27 protein-coding genes and 1 pseudogene are annotated in these 21,136 nt (G+C 43.0%); 23 read left to right on the top strand and 5 right to left on the bottom strand.

Annotated features, from left to right (window positions below; translation table 11 throughout):
* Nucleotides 1-113: 113 nt before the first annotated feature.
* The 13 genes from IQ274_RS25980 to IQ274_RS26040 all read left to right on the top strand — a co-directional run bounded on the left by IQ274_RS25980 (nucleotide 114) and on the right by IQ274_RS26040 (nucleotide 10,032).
* Complete coding sequence (locus IQ274_RS25980; protein ID WP_193948161.1) at nucleotides 114-860, top strand: alpha/beta fold hydrolase; 747 nt, start codon at nucleotides 114-116, stop codon at nucleotides 858-860.
* A 113-nt stretch (nucleotides 861-973) separates the two neighbouring features.
* Nucleotides 974-1,249, top strand: a complete 276-nt coding sequence (locus IQ274_RS25985; RefSeq protein WP_193914943.1) for a UBP-type zinc finger domain-containing protein — start codon at nucleotides 974-976, stop codon at nucleotides 1,247-1,249.
* Nucleotides 1,250-1,319: 70 nt separating this feature from the next.
* Entirely contained in the window at nucleotides 1,320-2,258 is a 939-nt protein-coding gene (locus tag IQ274_RS25990) for a DUF5996 family protein (RefSeq protein ID WP_194143903.1), read from the top strand.
* A 65-nt stretch (nucleotides 2,259-2,323) separates the two neighbouring features.
* Complete coding sequence (locus tag IQ274_RS25995) at nucleotides 2,324-2,701, top strand: nuclear transport factor 2 family protein (protein WP_194143904.1); 378 nt, start codon at nucleotides 2,324-2,326, stop codon at nucleotides 2,699-2,701.
* 223 nt (nucleotides 2,702-2,924) lie between these two features.
* Nucleotides 2,925-3,974, top strand: coding sequence for an SGNH/GDSL hydrolase family protein (locus tag IQ274_RS26000; protein WP_194143905.1), 1,050 nt, complete (start codon nucleotides 2,925-2,927; stop codon nucleotides 3,972-3,974).
* Between the two features lie 1,112 nt (nucleotides 3,975-5,086).
* The gene (locus IQ274_RS26005) at nucleotides 5,087-6,595 is read left to right on the top strand and encodes a group II intron reverse transcriptase/maturase (protein WP_194143930.1); all 1,509 of its coding nucleotides are present in this window, start codon (nucleotides 5,087-5,089) and stop codon (nucleotides 6,593-6,595) included.
* Nucleotides 6,596-6,795: 200 nt separating this feature from the next.
* Nucleotides 6,796-7,587, top strand: coding sequence for a CPBP family intramembrane glutamic endopeptidase (locus IQ274_RS26010; protein ID WP_194143906.1), 792 nt, complete (start codon nucleotides 6,796-6,798; stop codon nucleotides 7,585-7,587).
* Between the two features lie 143 nt (nucleotides 7,588-7,730).
* The gene (locus IQ274_RS26015; protein WP_194143934.1) at nucleotides 7,731-7,880 is read left to right on the top strand and encodes a hypothetical protein; all 150 of its coding nucleotides are present in this window, start codon (nucleotides 7,731-7,733) and stop codon (nucleotides 7,878-7,880) included.
* A gap of 255 nt (nucleotides 7,881-8,135) precedes the next feature.
* Nucleotides 8,136-8,294: a hypothetical protein gene (locus IQ274_RS26020; RefSeq protein ID WP_194143907.1), complete on the top strand. Its 159-nt coding sequence runs from the start codon at nucleotides 8,136-8,138 to the stop codon at nucleotides 8,292-8,294.
* Between the two features lie 20 nt (nucleotides 8,295-8,314).
* Nucleotides 8,315-8,692: a hypothetical protein gene (locus IQ274_RS26025; RefSeq protein WP_194143908.1), complete on the top strand. Its 378-nt coding sequence runs from the start codon at nucleotides 8,315-8,317 to the stop codon at nucleotides 8,690-8,692.
* Nucleotides 8,693-8,770: 78 nt separating this feature from the next.
* Complete coding sequence (locus IQ274_RS26030) at nucleotides 8,771-9,172, top strand: RidA family protein (protein WP_193948168.1); 402 nt, start codon at nucleotides 8,771-8,773, stop codon at nucleotides 9,170-9,172.
* 74 nt (nucleotides 9,173-9,246) lie between these two features.
* Nucleotides 9,247-9,501 (top strand): SgcJ/EcaC family oxidoreductase, encoded by a 255-nt coding sequence (locus IQ274_RS26035; RefSeq protein WP_322745337.1) that lies wholly within the window; start codon nucleotides 9,247-9,249, stop codon nucleotides 9,499-9,501.
* 36 nt (nucleotides 9,502-9,537) lie between these two features.
* A complete protein-coding gene (locus IQ274_RS26040) occupies nucleotides 9,538-10,032 on the top strand; it encodes a peptidoglycan-binding domain-containing protein (protein WP_194143909.1) in 495 nt (164 codons plus the stop codon).
* A 176-nt stretch (nucleotides 10,033-10,208) separates the two neighbouring features.
* On the opposite strand, the gene IQ274_RS26045 is transcribed toward IQ274_RS26040, so the two are convergent.
* Nucleotides 10,209-10,370 carry a hypothetical protein gene (locus IQ274_RS26045; protein WP_193948170.1) on the bottom strand — a complete coding sequence of 54 codons (162 nt, stop codon included), beginning with the start codon at nucleotides 10,368-10,370 and terminating at the stop codon, nucleotides 10,209-10,211.
* A 45-nt stretch (nucleotides 10,371-10,415) separates the two neighbouring features.
* On the opposite strand from IQ274_RS26045, the gene IQ274_RS26050 reads away from it, so the two are divergent.
* The 6 genes from IQ274_RS26050 to IQ274_RS26075 all read left to right on the top strand — a co-directional run bounded on the left by IQ274_RS26050 (nucleotide 10,416) and on the right by IQ274_RS26075 (nucleotide 15,148).
* The gene (locus tag IQ274_RS26050; protein WP_194143910.1) at nucleotides 10,416-10,679 is read left to right on the top strand and encodes an alpha/beta hydrolase; all 264 of its coding nucleotides are present in this window, start codon (nucleotides 10,416-10,418) and stop codon (nucleotides 10,677-10,679) included.
* Between the two features lie 105 nt (nucleotides 10,680-10,784).
* A complete protein-coding gene (gene ycaC, locus IQ274_RS26055) occupies nucleotides 10,785-11,426 on the top strand; it encodes an isochorismate family cysteine hydrolase YcaC (RefSeq protein WP_193948172.1) in 642 nt (213 codons plus the stop codon).
* Nucleotides 11,427-11,700: 274 nt separating this feature from the next.
* On the top strand, nucleotides 11,701-13,254 hold the full coding sequence (locus IQ274_RS26060) for an iron uptake porin (RefSeq protein ID WP_194143911.1): 1,554 nt from the start codon (nucleotides 11,701-11,703) through the stop codon (nucleotides 13,252-13,254).
* A gap of 95 nt (nucleotides 13,255-13,349) precedes the next feature.
* A complete protein-coding gene (locus tag IQ274_RS26065; protein ID WP_228038726.1) occupies nucleotides 13,350-14,075 on the top strand; it encodes an antibiotic biosynthesis monooxygenase in 726 nt (241 codons plus the stop codon).
* A gap of 118 nt (nucleotides 14,076-14,193) precedes the next feature.
* The gene (locus IQ274_RS26070; RefSeq protein ID WP_193948174.1) at nucleotides 14,194-14,469 is read left to right on the top strand and encodes an HU family DNA-binding protein; all 276 of its coding nucleotides are present in this window, start codon (nucleotides 14,194-14,196) and stop codon (nucleotides 14,467-14,469) included.
* Between the two features lie 193 nt (nucleotides 14,470-14,662).
* Nucleotides 14,663-15,148, top strand: a complete 486-nt coding sequence (locus IQ274_RS26075; protein WP_194143912.1) for a hypothetical protein — start codon at nucleotides 14,663-14,665, stop codon at nucleotides 15,146-15,148.
* A 34-nt stretch (nucleotides 15,149-15,182) separates the two neighbouring features.
* Here IQ274_RS26075 and IQ274_RS26080 read toward each other — a convergent pair whose 3' ends face one another.
* Nucleotides 15,183-15,767: a GIY-YIG nuclease family protein gene (locus IQ274_RS26080; protein WP_322745339.1), complete on the bottom strand. Its 585-nt coding sequence runs from the start codon at nucleotides 15,765-15,767 to the stop codon at nucleotides 15,183-15,185.
* A 143-nt stretch (nucleotides 15,768-15,910) separates the two neighbouring features.
* Between IQ274_RS26080 and IQ274_RS26085 the strand changes: the two genes are divergently transcribed.
* Nucleotides 15,911-16,381 (top strand): GIY-YIG nuclease family protein, encoded by a 471-nt coding sequence (locus IQ274_RS26085; RefSeq protein WP_194143913.1) that lies wholly within the window; start codon nucleotides 15,911-15,913, stop codon nucleotides 16,379-16,381.
* A gap of 62 nt (nucleotides 16,382-16,443) precedes the next feature.
* On the opposite strand, the gene IQ274_RS26090 is transcribed toward IQ274_RS26085, so the two are convergent.
* Complete coding sequence (locus IQ274_RS26090) at nucleotides 16,444-16,791, bottom strand: hypothetical protein (protein ID WP_194143914.1); 348 nt, start codon at nucleotides 16,789-16,791, stop codon at nucleotides 16,444-16,446.
* 122 nt (nucleotides 16,792-16,913) lie between these two features.
* On the bottom strand, nucleotides 16,914-18,254 hold the full coding sequence (locus IQ274_RS26095) for a cytochrome P450 (protein WP_194143915.1): 1,341 nt from the start codon (nucleotides 18,252-18,254) through the stop codon (nucleotides 16,914-16,916).
* Between the two features lie 268 nt (nucleotides 18,255-18,522).
* Here IQ274_RS26095 and IQ274_RS26100 point away from each other — a divergent pair, with 268 nt between their 5' ends.
* The 3 genes and pseudogenes from IQ274_RS26100 (at nucleotide 18,523) to IQ274_RS26110 (ending at nucleotide 20,089) form a co-directional block, all read left to right on the top strand.
* Nucleotides 18,523-18,939 (top strand): hypothetical protein, encoded by a 417-nt coding sequence (locus tag IQ274_RS26100; RefSeq protein WP_094333549.1) that lies wholly within the window; start codon nucleotides 18,523-18,525, stop codon nucleotides 18,937-18,939.
* Between the two features lie 215 nt (nucleotides 18,940-19,154).
* Nucleotides 19,155-19,316 (top strand): hypothetical protein, encoded by a 162-nt coding sequence (locus tag IQ274_RS26105; protein WP_194143916.1) that lies wholly within the window; start codon nucleotides 19,155-19,157, stop codon nucleotides 19,314-19,316.
* Nucleotides 19,317-19,408: 92 nt separating this feature from the next.
* Nucleotides 19,409-20,089, top strand: a pseudogene (locus tag IQ274_RS26110) (uracil-DNA glycosylase).
* Between the two features lie 822 nt (nucleotides 20,090-20,911).
* Here IQ274_RS26110 and IQ274_RS26115 read toward each other — a convergent pair.
* A complete protein-coding gene (locus IQ274_RS26115) occupies nucleotides 20,912-21,073 on the bottom strand; it encodes a hypothetical protein (RefSeq protein WP_194143917.1) in 162 nt (53 codons plus the stop codon).
* Nucleotides 21,074-21,136: the final 63 nt, after the last annotated feature.

Consider the following 21,136-nt stretch of genomic DNA (forward strand, 5'->3'; position numbering starts at 1 on the left):
CTACATCACTGGAAAATCTTTAGTGATCGATGGCGGATACACAGCGAACTGGCCCATTTCAAGAGAGAACAGACGAGCTTGATTTGCTGATCACATCTACAAGGAGGGATTCTATGTCAACTTTTGTCTTAGTTCATGGCTCCTGGCATGATGGTTCTGCTTGGCAGGCAGTCATTGATCAACTAGAAGCAAAGGGACATCATGCTTTTGCGCCCACGATCGCTGGACATGGCAAAGGCGTGAACAAAAACGTCAACCATGCTCAATGCACGCAATCGATCGTCGATTACATTGTGAGTAAAGACTTAAACGATATCGTTCTAGTCGGACATAGTTTCGGTGGGACAATTATTGCCAAAGTTGCTGAAGCAATCAGCGATGGCTTCGCCGGCCAAAGGCAACGCATTCGACGACTCATCTTCTTCAATGCCTTTGTCCTCAATGATGGTGAAAGCCTCAACGATAACACCCCACCGCACTCTCAAGCGTTATCCGATCAGCTAGCGAGGCAATCGGGTGATCATACGGTAATGCTACCTTTTGAGATTTGGCGAGAAGCGTTTATCAACGACGCTGACCTCGAACTGGCTCGATCGAGTTACGCACAATTATCGCCTGAACCGTATCAACCGTGGCTTGACAAGTTAGACTTGAAGCAGTTTTACTCGCTGCCCATCCCCAAAAGCTACCTCTACTGTACCGAAGACAACGTCCTTCCTCAAGGCGATTGGGGTTGGCATCCCAGAATGTCTAGCCGCTTGGGACTATTTCGGTTCGTGCAAATGTCCGGTAGTCATGAGGTGATGTTTTCCAACCCGGTCGGCTTGGCAGAAAAGATAATTGCGGCAGGGCGCGACTAGCTGATGGTTGAGATGAACAACAGACAATCGCTTATCCCCGAAACAAGGGCGCTAACCGATCAGAAATTGACCAACTGTTCACCGTTGTCTCCTACCAGGAATACCAAAAAACTATGACCTGCGAACATCTCAACAATCTAACTGTAGAAAACCTGATTTCTAAAGCAGCTTATCCCGTATTTCGTTGTGAAGAGTGCATTAAAATAAATAGCCGCTGGGTACACCTCCGGATTTGTCAAACCTGTGGCAAAATGCTGTGCTGCGATTCTTCTGAGCATCAACATGCTCGCCGTCATTATGAAGCAACCAGTCATGCAGTGGTTAGTTCGGCTGAATTGGGGGAGCAGTGGTTATGGTGTTTTGCAGATGAACAGGGAAAAGACTATTGATAGCGATTCTGATTTCATCTAGATTTCCTTCTCATTTCTTCAACATGTTCTCCTCATGTGGGTGATTTTCATGGCTGTTTCTAATCAAAGTACTCCCATTGATATCGTTTGGCCTAGTTTGCCCCTAGCAGCTTGGCAGGATACCTATGCAACTCTCCATCTATGGACGCAAATCATCGGTAAAATCCGGTTGGCGCTGGCACCTAAACTCAATCACTGGTGGCAATCTACTCTTTATGTCACACCGCGTGGACTAACAACCGCTTCAATCCCTTGCGGAACTCGTAACTTTCAAATTAGCTTTGATTTTCTCGACCATCAACTACAAATCGACACTAGCGACGGCATTACTAAAAGAATTGCACTGGCTCCTCGCTCTGTGGCAGATTTTTACCAAATGGTGCTAACTACATTGAGCGACATCGGCATCGAAGTCCAAATCTGGACAATGCCGCAAGAAGTGTCAGAACCAATCCCGTTCGATCAGGACTATCAACATGCAGCTTATGATCCGGAATATGCACAACGGTTCTGGCGAATTCTTGTGCAAGTCGATCGGGTCATGACCTTATTCCGTTCCCAGTTTATTGGTAAATCCAGCCCTGTACATTTTTTTTGGGGCAGCTTTGATCTTGCTGTGACTCGTTTCTCTGGTCGTCGTGCGCCAGAACACCCAGGGGGAGTTCCGAATATGGCAGATTGGGTTACACGAGAAGCCTATTCACACGAAGTTAGCAGTTGCGGCTTTTGGCCAGGGGGTGGGTCAATGGTGGAGCCTGTTTTTTACGCTTATGCTTACCCTACGCCGGAAGGGTTCCATGATTACCCGATCCAACCCACAGAAGCTTTTTACAGCTCAGAGATGCAAGAGTTTATCCTACCCTATGAAGCCATGAGACAAACTGACGATCCAGATGCAATGCTCCTTGCTTTTTTCCAAAGCACCTATGAAGCAGCAGCCAATTTAGGATATTGGGATCGAGTTGCGCTGGAGCATAGTCAAAGTTGAGTGTTGGAACTTATTAAACTCAAGTTGGTTAAAACAAAGACAACTTGAATAGAGGAGAAATTCAAATGTCAGACAAAAATAAAGCCATCTTAGAAGAGGCAAACGCGGCGATCGCCCAAGGCAACAATGAAGGATTCTTGTCGTTCTGCGCCGACGACATGGAATGGACATTTGTAGGTGACAAGACCCTTAAAGGAAAAGAAGCCGTTCGCCAATGGATGGCAATGACATACATAGAGCCGCCAAAGTTTAGGGTCGCTAACTTAATCGCTGAGGGTGATTTCGTCACGGCACTCGGCGACATCACCATGAAGGACGAAGACGGGAAGGCGGCTGATTACTCGTACTGCGACATCTGGCGCTTTCGCGGCGATAATATTGTCGAGTTAAGGGCTTTCGTTATCAAAACCGAGGTCAAGGATGCAACCAGCAGCGCGGCGTAAATCATCTGCAAAAGTCAGGATGTATTCTTGCAAAGCAGAAAGTCCGCCGAGTGATAATCAAGAATTGCTGTAAAGCCGTGAATTTTTTCGCTTTTACTTCGATTTCACTTCGCTTATCGACAATCGTTACTGAACAGAGGAACACCATGAATAAGCATAGTGAATTAAAAGTAAAGGTTACACCTTTGAACATAATTTTAGATATTGGGACATGCATTGATCTATGCTGAAAAATACAACTTTCAAGACATTTGTTACTGCCACAGTAAGTAGTGCTGCTTTTTTGTGTGTAAGTGTTAATAATGCTTATGCTGCTTCTTTCAACTCTATTTCTCGTATTTATGGTTTTGGTGATAGCTATTCAGATAATGGGGCAGCACTTCGGATTACAACAGCAGCAGTTAACTCTGGGGTGCCTGGAGCATTTATATTCCCCCAAGTAGACGTGTATGACTCTGATGGTCGATGGACAAATAATCCCGGCTTAACATCAGTTGAGGTACTAGCAAAACAAAAAAAATTACAATTAACAAATTATGCTATGGGTGGTGCAAAAAGCGGTAATGGCAATTTAAGTACTTGGCTTGATAAATATCAAAATACTGGTTTATTCGGTCAAATCGAAGAATATAAAGCAGAAGTTAATCGCGTGCCAGATTCTAAGGGATTATACTTCATTTTTATATCTACAAATGACTTATTAGAAAAGTTTTTTAATAATCAGACTGGTTCGGTCGATGTATTAGCTGATGCTGCTGTTAACAATATTGTTTCTGGAATATCACAACTTGCAATGCTAGGTGCAGAACAGTTTTTTGTTGTAAATTCTACAGATTTAGCTGTATTACCACTTTTTGAGCAATACTCAGAAGAGGCAGCTAAGTTTAGAGATGTTATCAATAAAAGTCTTCCCGGTCAACTCGATACCCTGAATAAGCAATTAGGTGTCGAAGTTGCACTGTATGACCATGTTGCAATTAGCAACAAAATTCGCTCTACCCCAGCGACATTTGGTTTTACCAATATAAATGATGCCTGCAAACTTTTATACACCACTGGGGGGTTAGAGCCTGGTTGTTCAACACCTGATAATTATTATTACTTCGACGAGATTCATCCTACTCGTCGTGTACATCAAATCATTGGTGAAGATATGGCCAATTTCTTAGATACACAGAAAACACCAACTGTTCCTGAACCATCAAATGTTGTAGCTTTGATATCTTGTATAGGTATAATAAGTTTACTACGGCGTAAAGTTCATAGTAGCTAAGGGTATCACCGTGCCAAAGTAGGTTTCATTGTACGCGCTTGTCCCAAACTTATAGCGGTTCTCAGTTGGGTGCAATATAGTAACAGCAGTGCGTGAACCATCCAATGATGTCTTTTTTAGTTACAGCATCTAAGGCATTTGTAATGGCCTTATCTAGGTATTGAGCCGAGATACAAGTAAAAAACAGCAAGATGGTCTGAAAAGCCCTGCTGTATACAAGTTTGAACGTTTTTTAAGCGAAAGTAGGATTTTGCCTGAAGATACTTGCAGTTTGAGGGTCAATAATTGCTTTTCGCCAACCCAAGAGTTTAATAAATACTCTGTGGTAGAAGGCTAATATTTTGGGCTATAATCCTTTGCCTGTAATAGTTACAGACAATCCATTGCGAAGGATACTCAAAGTCCTTGCTGTAAAACCTGTAAATAAAATTAATAAATACTCTAGTTTTTGTAGCGATACATACCCAAGATTTACGTTATCCTGCCAATTTTACTTAAAAAATGCCTGAACCCTATATATAGTATGAGTTTTGAGACCATCTTGCAGGTTTTTACTTATATCTCGGCAGTGCGATTCGTTCCAAGGCAAATACATAACCTTGGGTGAACACGCGGAGGTCAAACCTCCAAAATGTTTATAACTGACCCAGAAATGTGGGTGAAAGCCCCACCACTGAAGAGACAGTTGACTCCTTATCTGTCCACACCGAGTAGGCTCGGAATCCTACAGAGTGAAGCTGGAGACAGGGCGCAACCAGAGGAAAACCAAAGCAGGTAGTCACACTGGCGCTAATGGGGAGATGTCATGGATAAACTAGACCTAGAAAAACGTCTTAATATGAAGCGGCAACCTGGACAAAATATGCCGACTTCATACCCGTAACTCTCGCATCAGTCCGCCGAGCTAGATGCAATCTCTGAGAAGGGTATAGGCGAAGTGGTCTGTCCTAAAACATCATAACAATCTCTGTGTCGGAACGAATAAAAACGATGGTTAGGTCAGGGGATAGGTCGAAACCCTTGTAGGCGAGACGAGACGCGGAACCCTGCCATCGGGTAAGACGAAGCGTAATTGCTTTGAGGCAATCAGAACACATACTACAAAGGTGAGTATAGTTAGACACATGACTAGTAATAGTGATAGTGAACTTTGGAAGAGTCAACCGTGGAAGAAACTCCGCAAAAACCTTTTTCGCCTCCAATGTCGTTTGTGGAAAGCTGTTCGAGTTGGCGATAGGAAACGAGCCAACAATCTTCAAAAGCTTATACTGAAATCCCGAAGTGCGAGATTACTGGCGATTCGTCAAGTGACCCAGCTAAACAAAGGCAAGAAAACAGCAGGTGTAGATGGCAAAGCCTCTCTAACTTTTCAGGAGCGATTTGACCTCGATAACTTACTAAAAACACAAGTTAATACTTGGACTCACAGTAAGTTACGAGAAATACCAATCCCTAAAAAGGACGGAACTATGAGAATTCTCAAAGTACCCACCATGAAAGATAGAGCATGGCAATGTATTATCAAATATTCTATCGAACCCGCTCACGAAGCGATTTTTCATGAACGCTCCTATGGTTTTCGTCCCGGTCGTTCGACACATGATGTTCAGAAATATCTCTTTGATAATCTGAGGTCAAAATCCAATGGTAAGGACAAAATAATCTTGGAGATGGACATTGAAAAATGCTTCGATAGGATTAATCATAACCACCTAATGTCCCAAATCATAGCACCCAAAGGTGCGAAACTGGGATTATGGAAATGCCTAAAAGCAGGGGTTAATCCTGAATTCCCTGAACAAGGCACACCTCAAGGTGGCGTGTGCAGCCCAGTACTTGCCAACATTGCCCTACACGGAATAGAAGCTATACATAAATCTGTGAGATACGCAGACGATATGGTTTTTATTTTTAAGAAAGGCGACAATCAAGCTCAAGTCTTTGATGAAATCACAGAATTTTTGCGCGTTAGGGGTCTAAACATTAAGTCAGCGAAGACACGCTTTATATCCGCGACTGATGGATTTAATTTTCTCGGCTGGCAATTTCGAGTCCAGAAAAACGGCAAGTTTAGATGTACTCCCTCAGAGGATAACTATCTAGCATTCCGCAAGAAAGTTAAAGCTATAGTCAATAACTCGAATTATGGTGCTTTAGTTAAAAGCCAGAAACTCTCTCCCATTATTAGAGGTTGGAGAAACTATCACCGCTACTGTAAGATGGACGGTTCAAGGTTCACACTGTGGTTCACCCGCAGGAGAACATGGAATGTCTTTAATAAAGAATCCAAACTTAACCGCTATCAAACGGATGCTTTAATAGATAAAGCATTCCCCGCAGTACCATATTCAGAACACAAGCACTTCATGGTTAAAGGAGATGCGTCCCCATTTAACGGTAATCTTGTTTACTGGAGCAAGCGACAATCCAAACACTACGACGGGGCGACAGCAAAAGCACTTAAAAAACAAGACCATAGTTGTGGACACTGCGGACTTAAGTTTGCAGATGATGAAGATATACATCTTCATCACGTAGATAGGGATCATGATAACTGGAAATCTCAAAACCTCCTCGCTATTCATCAATCCTGTCATCAATACATCCACATGAGCAAATAAGTTTGTCGGGAGCTGGATGCAGCCAAAGTTGCACGTCCAGTTCTAATTGGGAGGGGCGGGAGATAATACTCCCCCTCGACCTAACTCAATACCGGTCTGGACTGCTGTCATTGTTCACGTCGTTTTCAACTTGCCCACAATTCCGGTGATGGTAGCTGCTGGTATGGGCTGATAGGACGGATCATCTGGAGGTTAAACCAATGGCAATTCTGAAACAATTCGGGATTTTATTTGTATTGGGCAGTGTGGGAATTGTGATGTACACGATCGCGTCTATTCCTTTAGTCGAGCAACAGTTAGCGAAACTGTCTCCAGAAATGCTCGAAAAAGTGCCGCCATTGTGGATTTTAATGCTTCTGCAAGGACTACAGTATTCAATTCTACTGGCAATTAGCATTCTAATCGGAATTGGTTGCGCCTATCGTATTGGATTAAGCTCCCATTTGATTGATCATTGGGTGTTTCACACCGCTAAGTCTCCATCTTTTGCCGTTGAGATGAAGTGGAGCTTGGGTGTGGGTGCAGCGGCGGCGATCGTTCTCTTGTTGCTCGATCAGTTGATGCAACCTGTCCTACCTGAAGCGCTACGGGCAGCCAATAATACAGAGCCAAGTTGGTTGAATTTGCTCACAGCAATGTTCTATGGCGGCATCACTGAGGAAATTTTGATGCGCTGGGGTTTAATGTCGCTGCTTGTTTGGATCGCGTGGAAAGGGCTAAAACAAGGCGTTACGTTGCCAAGTCAAGGGATTTACCAGGGTGCGATTGTTCTAGCCGCGTTGGTATTTGGACTACTACACCTGCCAGCGACTGCCGCGATCGTTCCCCTCACTCCAGTTGTGATTATTCGGGCATTGTTACTGAATGGGATTGTGGGGATTGCGTTTGGCTGGCTCTTTTGGCAATATTCGCTAGAAGCTGCAATGTTAGCCCATATCAGCTTTCATGCTTTTGCCTCTGTTCTTAGCGGTTTACTGGCAAGGTTGGCTTAAGTTTTGGAATAGATATCGTAGGGCTAGCACTGCCCACAAAGCTTTACCGTGAAGGGTTTTAAAAAGAAAGGTTTTAAAAATGGTGGGCGATGCCCACTACTTGAATTGATGCTCAACTCTACAGTTTTAAGGTGGTAAATCAAATGATTCAGTGCAAAGATTTTGCGCCTCGGATTACTGAACGGGGACCCTTCGGCGGAGCTTCCGATTATGAATCCTTCTCTGAGGTTGTGAGTGCTGAAAATCAGTGGATTGAAAATACAACGATACAGGTGAGAATGGCACTAAGTTAAGCACAAAGCCTTGATATAACTGGTTTTTGGGTGTGGGGTGTAGGGTGTGGGGAATCAAGAAAATGTTGAACTCCTTGACGCAACTAAAGTTTAATTGTCTTAAACACTACACCCTACCCCCAACACCCTTCCCTAGCGAGGTTTCACGTTTTCTTAGTGACATTCCGCTCTTACTCCTTGACTCCTTAATCGCATAAATACCTGTAATCATTACGGTGTATAGCTTAAAGCTTTTCTTAGTGCCATTCGATACAGGTGATCAATGTTGAAACCGTTGTTTTACCAGATAGCTTGAAAAGCACAAGTGATGGTGTCTACGGCGTGACAGTCAGTAATGGGGTCTACCCAGTGATGATCAGCCAGGGCGTTACAGTCAATTGCTTTCAATGTGTGCGTGTGTGGTACAGAGAATAAGCTTCACCGGAGAAGAAATAATGAAACGATTTACCTTGTTTACTTTCCTGTACCTCGCGCTGGGAGTTTGCCTGAGTGCGATCGCGCTTGGATACCCAAACCTGCCTTCGGGTCTTCAAACAAGCTTGTTCATTAGTGCAGGAACGTCCTATATCGCTTGTATTCTCAGTACCTTTCCATTTTGGCGTGAGACAGCGATCCGCTTCTATCGCAGGCGGAATTCATCGGTAATTCTACCCTGGTTAGTGATTGGAGTGAACATTGTTTGGATGCTCTGGGAAGTTCAGAGTCAGAACTGGGTAATGGAAGCCATTTTACAAGCGTTTTCGCGGCTAATAGTTGTCTTACTGTTTGCAGAAATCATTGTGATTACATGGCAAGTGAATTCTGAACATTAGGGTCTGAATCGGATGATGCCGAAACAAACTCGTTTCAGCAACGCGAGATAGAGTCAAACGTACTACATGAGGAACACCATGAATAAGCCAAAGTTTTTTGTTACCCCTGGTTATGGGGAATATCTGTTAAATCAATTGCATTACTCACAAGCGGTAAAAATTGACAATCGAGTGGAGATATCAGGGCAAGGCGGCTGGGATGACAATCTGCAAATTACCGAATCGCTTGCAGACGAGATTGCTCAGGCGTTCCGGAACGTCGAGCAAACCTTGGCGACGGCTGGTGCGGGTTGGGAGCATGTGGTTCACGTTAATTCTTACCATGTTGGCGGGTTCCCCCCGGAGGTTAACGAAGTGATGTCCAAGCTATTTCGTCATTATATGCCGAACCACGCTCCAATCTGGACACAGGTAGGAGTCGCGACGCTTGGACTACCCACGATGCGGATTGAAATTCGCGTGACTGCAATTGTTCCGTGAGTTTTGCAAGCGTTAATAACACAATTTATGCTGCTCGAAAACTGGTCTATTACTTAAAAAGAGAACTCAAGAGTGTGAATTCACAAACAGCTCAAACCACCACTAATGCTGACGAGTCGGCAATCCGTGCTTTCCTTTACCAGATGATTGATGCTTGGAATCGAGGTAGCGGGGAAGGCTTTGCTGCCCCGTTCAGCAAAACTGCCGATTTCCTCACGTTCGAGGGCACACATCTCAAGGGTCGAAAAGAAATCGCTGCATTTCATCAGCAAGCGTTACCTCGTTGCAGGTCTCAAAGCGAGTGGAGTAATCACTCCGACGCAAATTGATGCAAAATAAAACCAATCTCCATCAGGAGGGCAATCATGAAACCTCAACTCATTTTCGGAGTACTAATGATCGCAACAGGATTGCTCGGAGGTTCATTCACTCATCCCGCGATAGCGAAGCGCTGCTGCGTTTGCGAAGCATTAGCGAGTCTTCGAGCGTCAGCGCAGATCGCACACAGCATTCCTCCACAACAAACCTCCCCCATTCTGATCGCCACTGCCTACACTGATTTAACCTTACCTACCTTACGCCAAGGCGATCGCGGCAGAGACGTGCAATTGTTACAACGCATTCTTCAAGACAATGGCTTTTTAGGAGCCGCAGGTGTGAGGTTAGGCAATCCAAGAGGGGCAATCATCGATGGCATCTTTGGTGCGGTCACAGCGTCTGCGGTACGCGATCTCCAGAGACGACACAGAATCTTAGTTACAGGGCGAGTCAATCCAACCACCTGGGAAGTCCTGGATATGCACGAAAACCCCTATCGATCCGCGCTTCCCTGGAAACAACAGAACATTACACAACCATAAGCCACAGAAGATTTCTAATGAACCGAAAGATTTTTTCAATCAAAATCACAACTACAACCATAATCGCAATCACAATTCTGTTCGGCGTACTCCTACTGTTCAATTTTCTATCCCTGGCTCAAGTCAGTTCACAAGTGATTCCCAGAATCGAATTGATCGAAGGTTCTGAAGGGATTTCACCCAGCTACCGTTTGGTCATCAGCCTGTCGCAGGACAATGTTTATGTCTTCTGTCCGACTGACTTCGAGCCACAGTTGGACTATCTGCGAAATGTGAAGGCGATTCAATGTAAGCCGTTTACCAGTCCCTAGAAGTAAACCAATGAGGGGCAACAGCATAACAACTCACACCACTTTGTTGCTTTGAACAGAAGAGAGATTCAGATGTCAGAGAACAATAAAGCAATTTTAGAAGCGGCAAACGCGGCGATCGCGATCGCCAACATTCGCGGCGGCTCCGAATATGGCAAGGCATGGCACGAAGGCGGCATCAGCCTCGCCAAGACGCTCGGCGCGAGCCTGCTGACCGTCGAGGGCGAACAACACGGTGTAGCCCTCACCGCCGGCAATGCGTGTGTCAACGACATCCTCGCTGACTACCTCATCGGTCTCAAAATCCCCGCAGACGGCGTTCGCTGCGTCCTTTAGGCGCGTTGGGATACTGAGTCCATCTCGCAACAGCTTACGCCATAAGCTATTTAGAGCATTCTGCAATTCCTCATTCCCAATAACTCAAATTAGGAGAAATACCTCATGTCTACATTCAAGTACAATCGGTTAGACAAAAATAATGCTGCGGTGCTGCTGGTCGATCACCAAACTGGACTGTTCTCACTTGTGCGTGATATTGGTGCAGCCGACTTCAAAAATAATGTGTTAGCACTGGCAAGTGCAGCCAAGTTTTTTAACCTGCCTACAGTTTTGACAACTAGCTTTGAGGATGGCCCCAATGGTGTCATCATCCCTGAACTGAAAGAGAAGTTTCCCGATGCTCCCTTTATTCCCCGCCCCGGACAGATCAACGCTTGGGACAATGAGGACTTTGTGAAAGCAGTAGAAGCCACAGGCAAAAAGCAATTAATCATTGCCGGAATTGTGACCGATGTATGTGTTACTTTTTGTGCGCTTTCGGCATTGGAGGCAGGTTATGACGTTTTTGTTGTCACCGATGCCTCTGGAACCTTCGATGAAGCCTGTCGCTATGCAGCTTGGGATCGAATGTCTCGTGCTGGAGTTCAGTTAGTCAATTGGTTTAGCGTTGTGTGTGAATTGCACCGTGATTGGCGTAACGATATTGAAGGGCTAGGTAGTCTTTTAGCAGGGTTTATTCCTGACTACAAAAACCTGATGACCAGCTATGCAGCAAACTCAAGTGCTGGATCTCCCAGTAAATAATGAGAAAGCGTCTATTTTAGGGAGATCCAATAAATAAATCAGCCCAGCCGTCGCTTTCGCCCTCAAGGCGAAAGCGCCTAGATATCTCGGTTTTGCCAAAAATATTATTGATACGGCTGGGCTGATTTATTCTTGGCAAGTGCCTTAGCTCGTGTGTAACTGAGTTGGTATTGTCATCGCTAGGTTATCAACTTTACTTGAAACATAGCGGTGACAACTACTTCTTGGTAAAAAATTGCCGAACAATCTGGTGTCTCTAAGGTGGTTGTTCTTAATGAAACTTTTTTCTCAATTAATTCTCTCGTCATCTCTGATCTTTGGAGTGTGCCTTACTCAGCAATGCCTTTCTAGGTCTGCTACTGCCGAAGATACGTTGCCCGATCAAGTCACATCTGTGAATCAGCTTACTGATGTGCAGCCTACAGATTGGGCATTACAAGCATTACAAGCATTAGTCGATCGCTACGACTGCATTGGTGGTTATCCCGATCAAAAATTTCAAGGCAATCGCTCAATCACTCGCTATGAATTTGCTGTCGGGTTGAATGCTTGTCTGGCTCGGCTCAATCAGCTACTAGAAAGTACGACAGCAGATGTGATTAAGAGAGAAGATTTACAAACTTTGCAAAAACTTCAAAAGGAATTTGCAGCAGAACTCTCAATATTGCGTGGACGGGTAGATTCCTTAGCAACACGCACAGATCAATTCGAGTCTCAGCAATTCTCGACGACGACAAAATTTACTGGAGAAGTAGTTTTTGCGGTGAGTGGTGCATTTGACGATGATAAAGCTGTACCAGCAGGAGAAACACCTGGCTCCAGGGGTAAGGTCGGTGATAATATCATTTTTAGCGATCGCGTGCGGTTGATCTTTAACACCAGTTTTACGGGGCAAGATTTACTAAGAATTCGATTTCAGGCTGGCAATATTCCTAACTTTAGGGAAGCTACAGGAACAAATATGGCTCGCCTAAGTTTTGATAGTGATACAGGCAATCAGTTAATTTTAAATCAACTCTATTATGAATTTCCCATCGGATCTGCTGTTAAGGTGACTGCGATCGCCCAGGGTACCTTGTTTGATGTGGTCGATACGATTAACCCTCTATTGGGAAGTGATGGCAGAGGTTCTATCTCCGCATTTGGGATTCGCAGCCCCATCTACCGTGAAGAAACAGGTGGGACAGGCATTGGTATCAGTTATAACTTTAACTCAGCCATGAATTTGGCAATGGTTTATCTTGCTAATGAAGCTTATAACCCTACTGCGGCGGGATTATTTGATGGTTCCTACTCTGCTCTAGCACAACTAACATTCCAACCCACAAAATCCTTAATTTTTGGCTTAACCTATGCTCGTTCTTTAAATGCGATCAATATCGGTACAAGTAGTACCATTACCAATGACCCCTTCAATGGAGCCAGTAACAACATTATTGGGAATAGCTATAGTCTTGCAGCTTCCTGGCTCATCAACCCTGCCTTGAGGTTAGGGGGATGGGTAGGATATCTCCAGGCATCGGCGCAAGATATCCCCAATGATCCCAGCGCTGAGATTTTTTACTATGCTGTTAATTTCGGATTCCCAGATTTGGGCAAGGAAGGCAACCTATTGGGCTTTGTCTTTGGACAACCCCCCAAAGTTATCAGCAATGAGTTTGGGGTAGTAGATCGCAACACCTCATTGCATTTCGAAGCCTTATATCGATTTCAAGTGAACGATAATGTCTCAATTACCCCTGGTGCGATTGCTATTATCAACCCCGATCACAACAGCAATAATGACACGATTTTTGTTGGCACGATTCGGACGACGTTTCAGTTTTAGGGTCTGGGTCTGTACAGGCACGGTAAGGCACAAGCCTTGAGAAAAGATACCAGCCGTGTTTCGAGTTGATTCGTTGTGTAGCGTGGATCTGGATTATGACGGCTGTTATAGGAGTGAAAGCGGCCTCCCTAAGAGCCGTTTCCTTTTTTAACTATCAAATTTTACCCGGAACGTTAAATTCTATGTTCGATGAACCGTTAGCAATTAATATCAGTGAAGAAAGCTGTCCAGTCACTGCTGTGATCTCTCATGTAGTGAAACCGGGGCGTGAGCAAGGTTACGAAGCATGGTTTCATGGCATTGCCGCAGATGCACGAAAATTCAAGGGACATCTAGGTGTCAGCACTATTCGACCCCAGGATCACGCCCATCCTGAGTACGTGGTCATTCTCAAGTTCGATTGCTACGGCAATCTCAAGACTTGGCTAGAATCAGATATTCGGCGGGAATGGATTGAGCGATTGCAACCCTTGATTGAAAAGCCAGAAGATATTCAAACCCTGACCGGATTGGAAACCTGGTTTACTCTCTCAAACAAACCTATGATGTCTCCACCACCCCGCTACAAAATGGCGTTAGTGAGCTGGTTAGGAGTATTCTTCACGCTTCCTCAGCTCAATCGTTTGCTAGCACCGTTGCTGTCTGGGCTACCTCTATTGCTCAATCAACTGATTAGCACAGGACTCGGTGTCGCTCTGCTCACTTATGTGATTATGCCGCGTCTAACGCAACTATTTCGCAAATGGCTGTATCCCATTTCATACCCCTCTTCTAAAACTCAACTGGCTTTACCCATCAATTCAAAGTCGCCACAGCAGTAGCCGTGCATTGTCAATTTTCGTATGCTGCTTGATTGTTAGTCGTTTTACCCTTATCCTACCCAAAAGGTAGTAATAGTAAAGTAAATTTCTTTTTCAAGGCAATACTTCAGGGTGATTTATGAACAAAGGCGAACTAGTGGATGCTGTAGCGGCAAAGACCAACATCACAAAAAAGCAAGCTGATGAAGTAATCAGTGCTTTTTTGTCAGTTGTTACCGAAGCTGTGGCTAATGGAGAGAAGATAACGCTGGTAGGGTTTGGGTCATTCGAGCGACGCGAACGCTCAGAACGCGAAGGGCGTAATCCGAAAACCAATGAGCCAATGACTATCCCAGCGACCAAAGTGCCTGCGTTTTCTGCTGGGAAACAGTTTAAAGAAAAAGTAGCGCCATAGATGAATTGCTTTATTACTGGCAATCCAATCCTATGCAAAGCCACAATCGATTAATTCAAGTATCGAATCGACTATGAAACTTTGACTGCTTCTTAGGGAGTAACGTTACTACAATTCTGGTATTACTCCCGTACCAACAAATCTGTTTCTGTTAAAATCGCGTCTTCCAGCACGTAAATTTTGAGGCAGTGCCATGTGTGCAAAGGGATTTGGACAACCCCAACCCACCAAAATCGATAAACTTATTGAATCTGCGGTGCGTTATTGCCACAAGCGACACCCAGAAGACCTAGACAGCATCTTTGATAATCTACCTGTCAACCTCAACCAACGAGTAGTAACGGGGATTTTGGCAGCATTGCAGAAAGATATTGACACTTTGAGTTGGTTTTGCGGCTATATGGCATCAGAAATCAACCGCAGTGAGGACAACCAAAAGCCTCATCATCTCATCGCCGAACTTAGCAAAACTCTGATTACATCGGGGATGGAACCGTTTACTGATTTTATGCCTTATCCTGGTTGCCGCCTCGTCATACTCAATTCGGAAAAATTTGAATCATTACCAGAGTCAGTTCAAACCATAGTGCAGCAAGCTTTTGATATTAGGGAAAGTAGTGGGACAGAGGCACAAAGGATAAATGATGCGTTGCTACAAGAGTTGATGGTTCAGGAGTAAGTAAAAAATTGAATAACAGTAAACTTTACTTTTTCTAACCAAACGGTTGTCCCCACCGCTCCCAGTTCTCCTTATTGAAAGGTGATCGCCACTTCAAAATTAAATTCAATTCCAATTCCTGCCGTGCGCGTCGATCAACAGGCGTATCCCACCAAAAAGCGATGCTCACTTCCCGTTGCAGTCCATAATGATGATACAGCGAATGGTAACTATCTAGATATTGCTTGCATCCATGCTCACCTTTCCACCGTTTACCAGATCGTCTTGTTTCACCAACATACAACAGCAAGGGCATGGCATTATCAATCACAAAATAAATAGCGGCGGTACCCGCATCTGTTGGCATCCGATAAAACGCCATTGATTGCAAGGGCAGAGTAAAAGGATCTATCGCGTCTGGATCGCAGTGCTTAGGGGTAAGGTCAAATAACGCCGTCTGCTGTGGTGGTTTGTTCTCTCTCACCTTCTGCTGATATTCAAAAATCTGAGATTTCCACTTCAACAGCGCCTCAAGACTCATTACCAGTGTCTCTGCTGTGCGTGCTGGTGTGACGGTCAAATCAGAAAATAAATTTAGCTGGTTGGGTTCCAAGGTGATTAATGGGAATGTACAAACCACTAGATTATCCCCCACAATTCAATGGAGTCAAACCTGTTAGCAGCTTACTAGAGCGATCGCGGTGTTGATTTTGGGCATTTTAAAATAGCGTTTACTCAATATTGCCATGTTTAAAGGATTTGGTCGCCGTCAGAAAATGATCAGTGCTTAAGGACAACGAACTGACCACAGGGATTGTTCAGCATCCAGTTACCGGACTTTGGCAGACATGGATATCATTTACAGGTAATGATATTCAATGTATTCTCTCTTCTAGACTGTATTTTTTAGAGATTGAAACTAATATTGGAATTATCTACAAAATAGGAGTAACTACTAGACCCGTTATCAAGCGAGTGGCAGAGGTGAAAATTGATTTACTTGCTTATTATTCGAGTGCTGCTATTAAAGTATTAGGAACTTGGGAGCATAGAGGTAATGTTGAACTGTATTTTAAACACCGCTATCAAGGCTTTAATTATTCCATCGGCAGTTTAACTGAGTATTATAAGTTTAATACTGAGGATGCCAAAATCGTGCTGAGTGACCTGCAACAAATGCAACAAAAAATACTATCTCTTGATGAAATAAATATTCTTGAGGAGAATACTAGCTTGATTCAAGTTGCTGTGTAACGTTTATATCACATCAGTGCAAAATACTTACTGCCTAGTAAGCCAAAATATGTTTTGTATTGCTATCCCTCCAAATACTCTGCCACTGCTGCCAAATCTGACATTGCTCGATTTAGGCGATTAAGCAAAGCTTGGGCTACTTCAGGTTGAGCGCTGACGGTTTCTAGTTTTTCTTTTAGATGACGCTCTAGGGCTTCTATCCACAGTGACAATTCTGTGTGACGAATTGCTGTCAGTAGCTCCATATTTCTCAAAACAGCCAAATGAAACCCAAGTTGATTTTGCCCACCATAGCGCAGGTATCCGTCCCAGAGTTCCAACTTTTCTGGAGTAAATTTTTCATACTGCTCAAATGTAATTCCTGCTCTTTCGAGTTCGGGTTGTGGCAGTGGAGGTTGAGAGTTAGTCATAGTAATGTTTGCAATAACTGATATCACCTTGCTTGCTACTCTTCATAAAGCGTTAGCGCATCTATATTAGGGTACAACTCGTGGGATGTCATACCCGCCGGGAGCATCGCGCTTACGCCATTTTAGCGCCTTCCCTTCAACACCATGTTCACCCCGCCTCTAGGAGCAACGGTAACACCCCGTCTCTGTGGTTTCACGTCTCGATTATCAACTAACTCCATCCGATAATTGGCCAGAATAGTTGCTAATACCAACTTCATCTCAAACATTGCCAAAGCCTCGCCAATACAACGCCTTGATCCACCACCAAAGGGGAAAAACTGATAAGGTGTATATTGTCTCTCTAAAAATCTTTCTGGTTTAAACTCCTTGGGGTTTGGATATAAATCCTCACGCTGGTGGGTTAGATAAATACAACCATATACCCTAGTACCTGGTTCTAATTGATAACCCATTAATTCCACGGATTCTTTTACCTCGCGTGGAACAGTTAACAGTGCAACCGGATAAATCCGCAAAGTTTCATTGGCAACAGCGGTAAGGTAGGGTAGTTTAAAAATGCTCATTGGTTCTGGAGAATCACCAAGGCTATCCAATTCACTCAGCAATTTCTCCAGAATTTCTGGCTGTTTATGAACCCAGTATAAAGCCCAAGATATCGCCGTTGCAGTGGTTTCATGTCCAGCGAACAGTAGGGTAATTAACTCATCATGTAATTCTTGATCGCTCATTCCCTCCCCATTTTCGTCACGCGCTGATATCAACAAGGTAAAGATATCTTTAGCGGAAGGATCGTATTGTGACCGCCGCTCTCTAATTTCAGCATAGAGTAATTGGTCAATTTGCTGCTGCAAGCGATGAAAATGTCCCCAAGGACTCCTTGCACCTAAATCTTTTCTTAAGAACGGAAAAAAAAGCAAGCTAGAGACTAAGGGAGATGCAAAGGAATCCATCAACTCAGTCATCAGTTGTTTGAGTTTTTGGAAACGTTCTCCCTCATGGATAGCAAAGACAACCTTTAAGATGACTTCTATAGAGATACTCTGGACAACATTACGCGCAAAGAAAGTTGTCCCAGGGGTTAATTGGCTAAATATCCCCTCTGTCAGGTGACAAATAGTTTGTCCATAAGCACGCATTCTATCACCGTGAAAGGGAGGCATTAACAACTTCCGTTCCCGTTTGTGGCGATCGCTTTCTAGGCAAAATATGGAATTATCTCCGACTACCAGTTGTAAAAGTCCATTGCTGGGGGTATAAAACTCTTTACTATCTCTGGTAAACAGTTGTTGCAACCCCTCTGGGTTGCTGACTAACAATAGCCGTTGATAATTCCCAATGATCGGCGCGTTAAAAATGTCACCATAGTGTTGGTAAGCGTTATCCATATAACCGAGGGGATCGATAATATACTGAATCTTCTGCAACCAATCGGGAGTTTTGGGACTATCAGGTAGATTCATAAGCTGTTGTTGATTTCTAAATTGAAACCTGTAAATAATTATTGGGTTTTGACTATAGTAGTCTGCAAAGTTCTGGTTGACCGACAAAAGTCTGAGTACAAGAATTATCTAATGATGAAACTACCACCCTACAAAGATTTCACCAATACAGCCAACGAGAAAGAGGGAAGAAGAAAGAAAACTTTTGAGATGATAAGTCCAATGCCTTTGAGAAAGGAATGCTCTCAAATAGTGTAATATCAGCCTCAGTATTCCCAAGGAGCTAATCATGAGAGGATGGGTAAACGATCCACATTCAGGAGGGGTAAAAATCCCGGAGCAAGTCAAACAGAGAACAAAGCAACGAATATTAGCCTATGCAGAGAAGCATTACGCGGGGAAATACATACGTATTGATGTGCGTTTTAAGGGATATTTCTGTTACATAGATGCTTACAAAGAACCATTTTTACCAGACAATGATGACCTATCAATGTTTAAAATAACACGCTCTGAATATATAGAGAGAGCCAAAAATACACCAATTCATCTGTGTCGATTGCGGTACAAAGGGAATGAAGAGAAATGGACAAAGGCTTTTTATACTTATAGTAATGAAAAGTACGAACCTAGCGTATTTAACAATGGTACTTTTTATGGGACACCAGAAGAGGCATTTCAAAGTTCAGCATTGTATTTAGATTAATCAAATTTCGACATATTTAATGATTTTTGAAATATAAATATAAAATTGTTTGGCTGATAAAAAAGTAACAATATCGATCAATATGCCTGAATCTTATACGTTTCAACCTTTGCTGCTAATTAATACTATCTTGGATATTAGTAAGAATTACTACTAAAATTTCCATATATCGAGGAAGTAATTAGTTGTAAAAGTGCTTTAGCGCTGATGATAATGTGCAAAGGCGATTTCATAAATCTCATCTAGGGTTGGCAATTACACAACTAAAAATAGTTGGTGCTGATGTTGGCACTGGTGGTAAATCCTTTAGAGATTATCTAGCTAAATACGATCGGGAAGAAGCGCCTCTATTTCCAGATTTAGAAGATATTCTTTAATTGTATCAGAGTGTTAGTTATTTGTGAAAAATACGGAATTGTTGAGGTTACGAGATGTAGGATAATATGTCTGGACGCTAAATAATCATCGAATGATAAATTTGCAATTTCCTAATGATTGACAGAAAGTATTAGCTGAAGAATTTAAACAACCTTACTTTACTAAACTTCAAGAGTTTCTAATAAGTGAAAGGTTATCTTATACTATCTATCCAGCTAAAGAAGAGACATTTTCTGCTTTTGAACTGACACCTTACGAGCAAGTAAAAATCGTATTGCTGGGACAAGATCCATATCACAATGAAAACCAAGCACATGGTTTATGTTTTTCAGTAAGACCAGGGGTAAAAACACCTCCATCACTTCGCAACATATTTAAAGAACTTAAACAAGATATTGGATTTGAAACCCCAAATAATGGCTATCTTTTAACATGGGCTAAACAGGGTATACTGATGTTAAATACGGTACTAAGTGTCAGAGCAGGCATGGCAAATTCCCATAAAAATAAGGGTTGGGAAACTTTTACAGATGTGGTAATTAGTAAAATTAGCCAGAAACCTGCACCTGTGATCTTTGTGCTGTGGGGTAAGGATGCACAAAAGAAATTAAAGCTGATAGATACTAACAAAAATATCATAATTCAATCAGCACATCCTTCACCACTTTCTGCTCACAATGGTTTTTTTGGCAGCAAGCCCTTTTCAGCTATTAATTCTGCATTAATTTCTTATGGACAACCAGAAATTAATTGGCAAATACCAAATATTTAAAAATTAAATGCTTTATTAAAGATAAAGAAAACTATGAGCGAGTACCAGTATTACAAATTCCAGGCATTAGACCGACCATTAACTGCATCAGAACAAGCATATACAAGTAGTCTATCTAGTCAGTCGAGTACAACTGAGTGCAACAAACGCAATTTTTACCTACAGCTATGGAGACTTTCGAGGTGAACCCAAGGAAGTTTTAGAAAAGTGTTTCGACATCATGTTATACATGGCGAATTGGGGGACGCGACAATTAATGTTTCGTTTCCCTAAAACTGTGGTTGCTTCATCAGTTTTTGAGCCTTAAAGTATGGTCAGATATATAAGTTACTTGAATTCAAGCAATCCAAAACTTATGACCAAGCAGTTGCACATCTAGTTGACTTACGGGAATTGGCTGAATATCAAGGGAAGCTAGAGGAGTTTAAAGCTTCTATTAAGCAGATGCAAAAAGATTATAGCACCCGGACTGGATTGCTATCGCGCCTGAAAAAAGTTGGATTATTGTAAATTCTTTAAGTGTACAATTTTTCTTTTCTGACACGGTGATGCCGATTACCAAGAAGGGGGGAAAAGGAAAGGGGGAAAGGACAATATACAAAGAACTTTTTACATTCATGGCATGAAGTCCCTATTTTTAAATATGGAGAATAAAAAAAGAAGATTTTTGAGACATGTAGTACAAGAAGTTAGCAGCGTCTTTATTTGAAACAAGAGCTTTTAAGTTACTGGTTCCCTTTCCCTTTCTTCATTAGCCTCATTTGAACTTTTAAACTTTCAGACATTTATTCTTCGGTGATCAGCCGAGGGTTAAAAAGCGAATTAGCCAGCTTTACGCGGTCTACCTGGCTTGCGCTTGTCTGAAGAATTTACATCAGCCTTTTTAGTTTTCGGTGACTTGTTTGCAGCATTATTAGCTTTATTTGAACGAGTAGCACGTTTTGATTGTGGTGAAATTTCTTCAACTGGAGGCAGCAATCCCATTCAATTCGCAATTCGCAAGTCGCAATTCGCAATTAAAATCCCAGAACTGAACTTGAGGGCTTG

The sequence above is a fragment of the Nostoc sp. LEGE 12447 genome, assembly GCF_015206985.1.
Taxonomy (GTDB): Bacteria; Cyanobacteriota; Cyanobacteriia; order Cyanobacteriales; family Nostocaceae; genus Nostoc.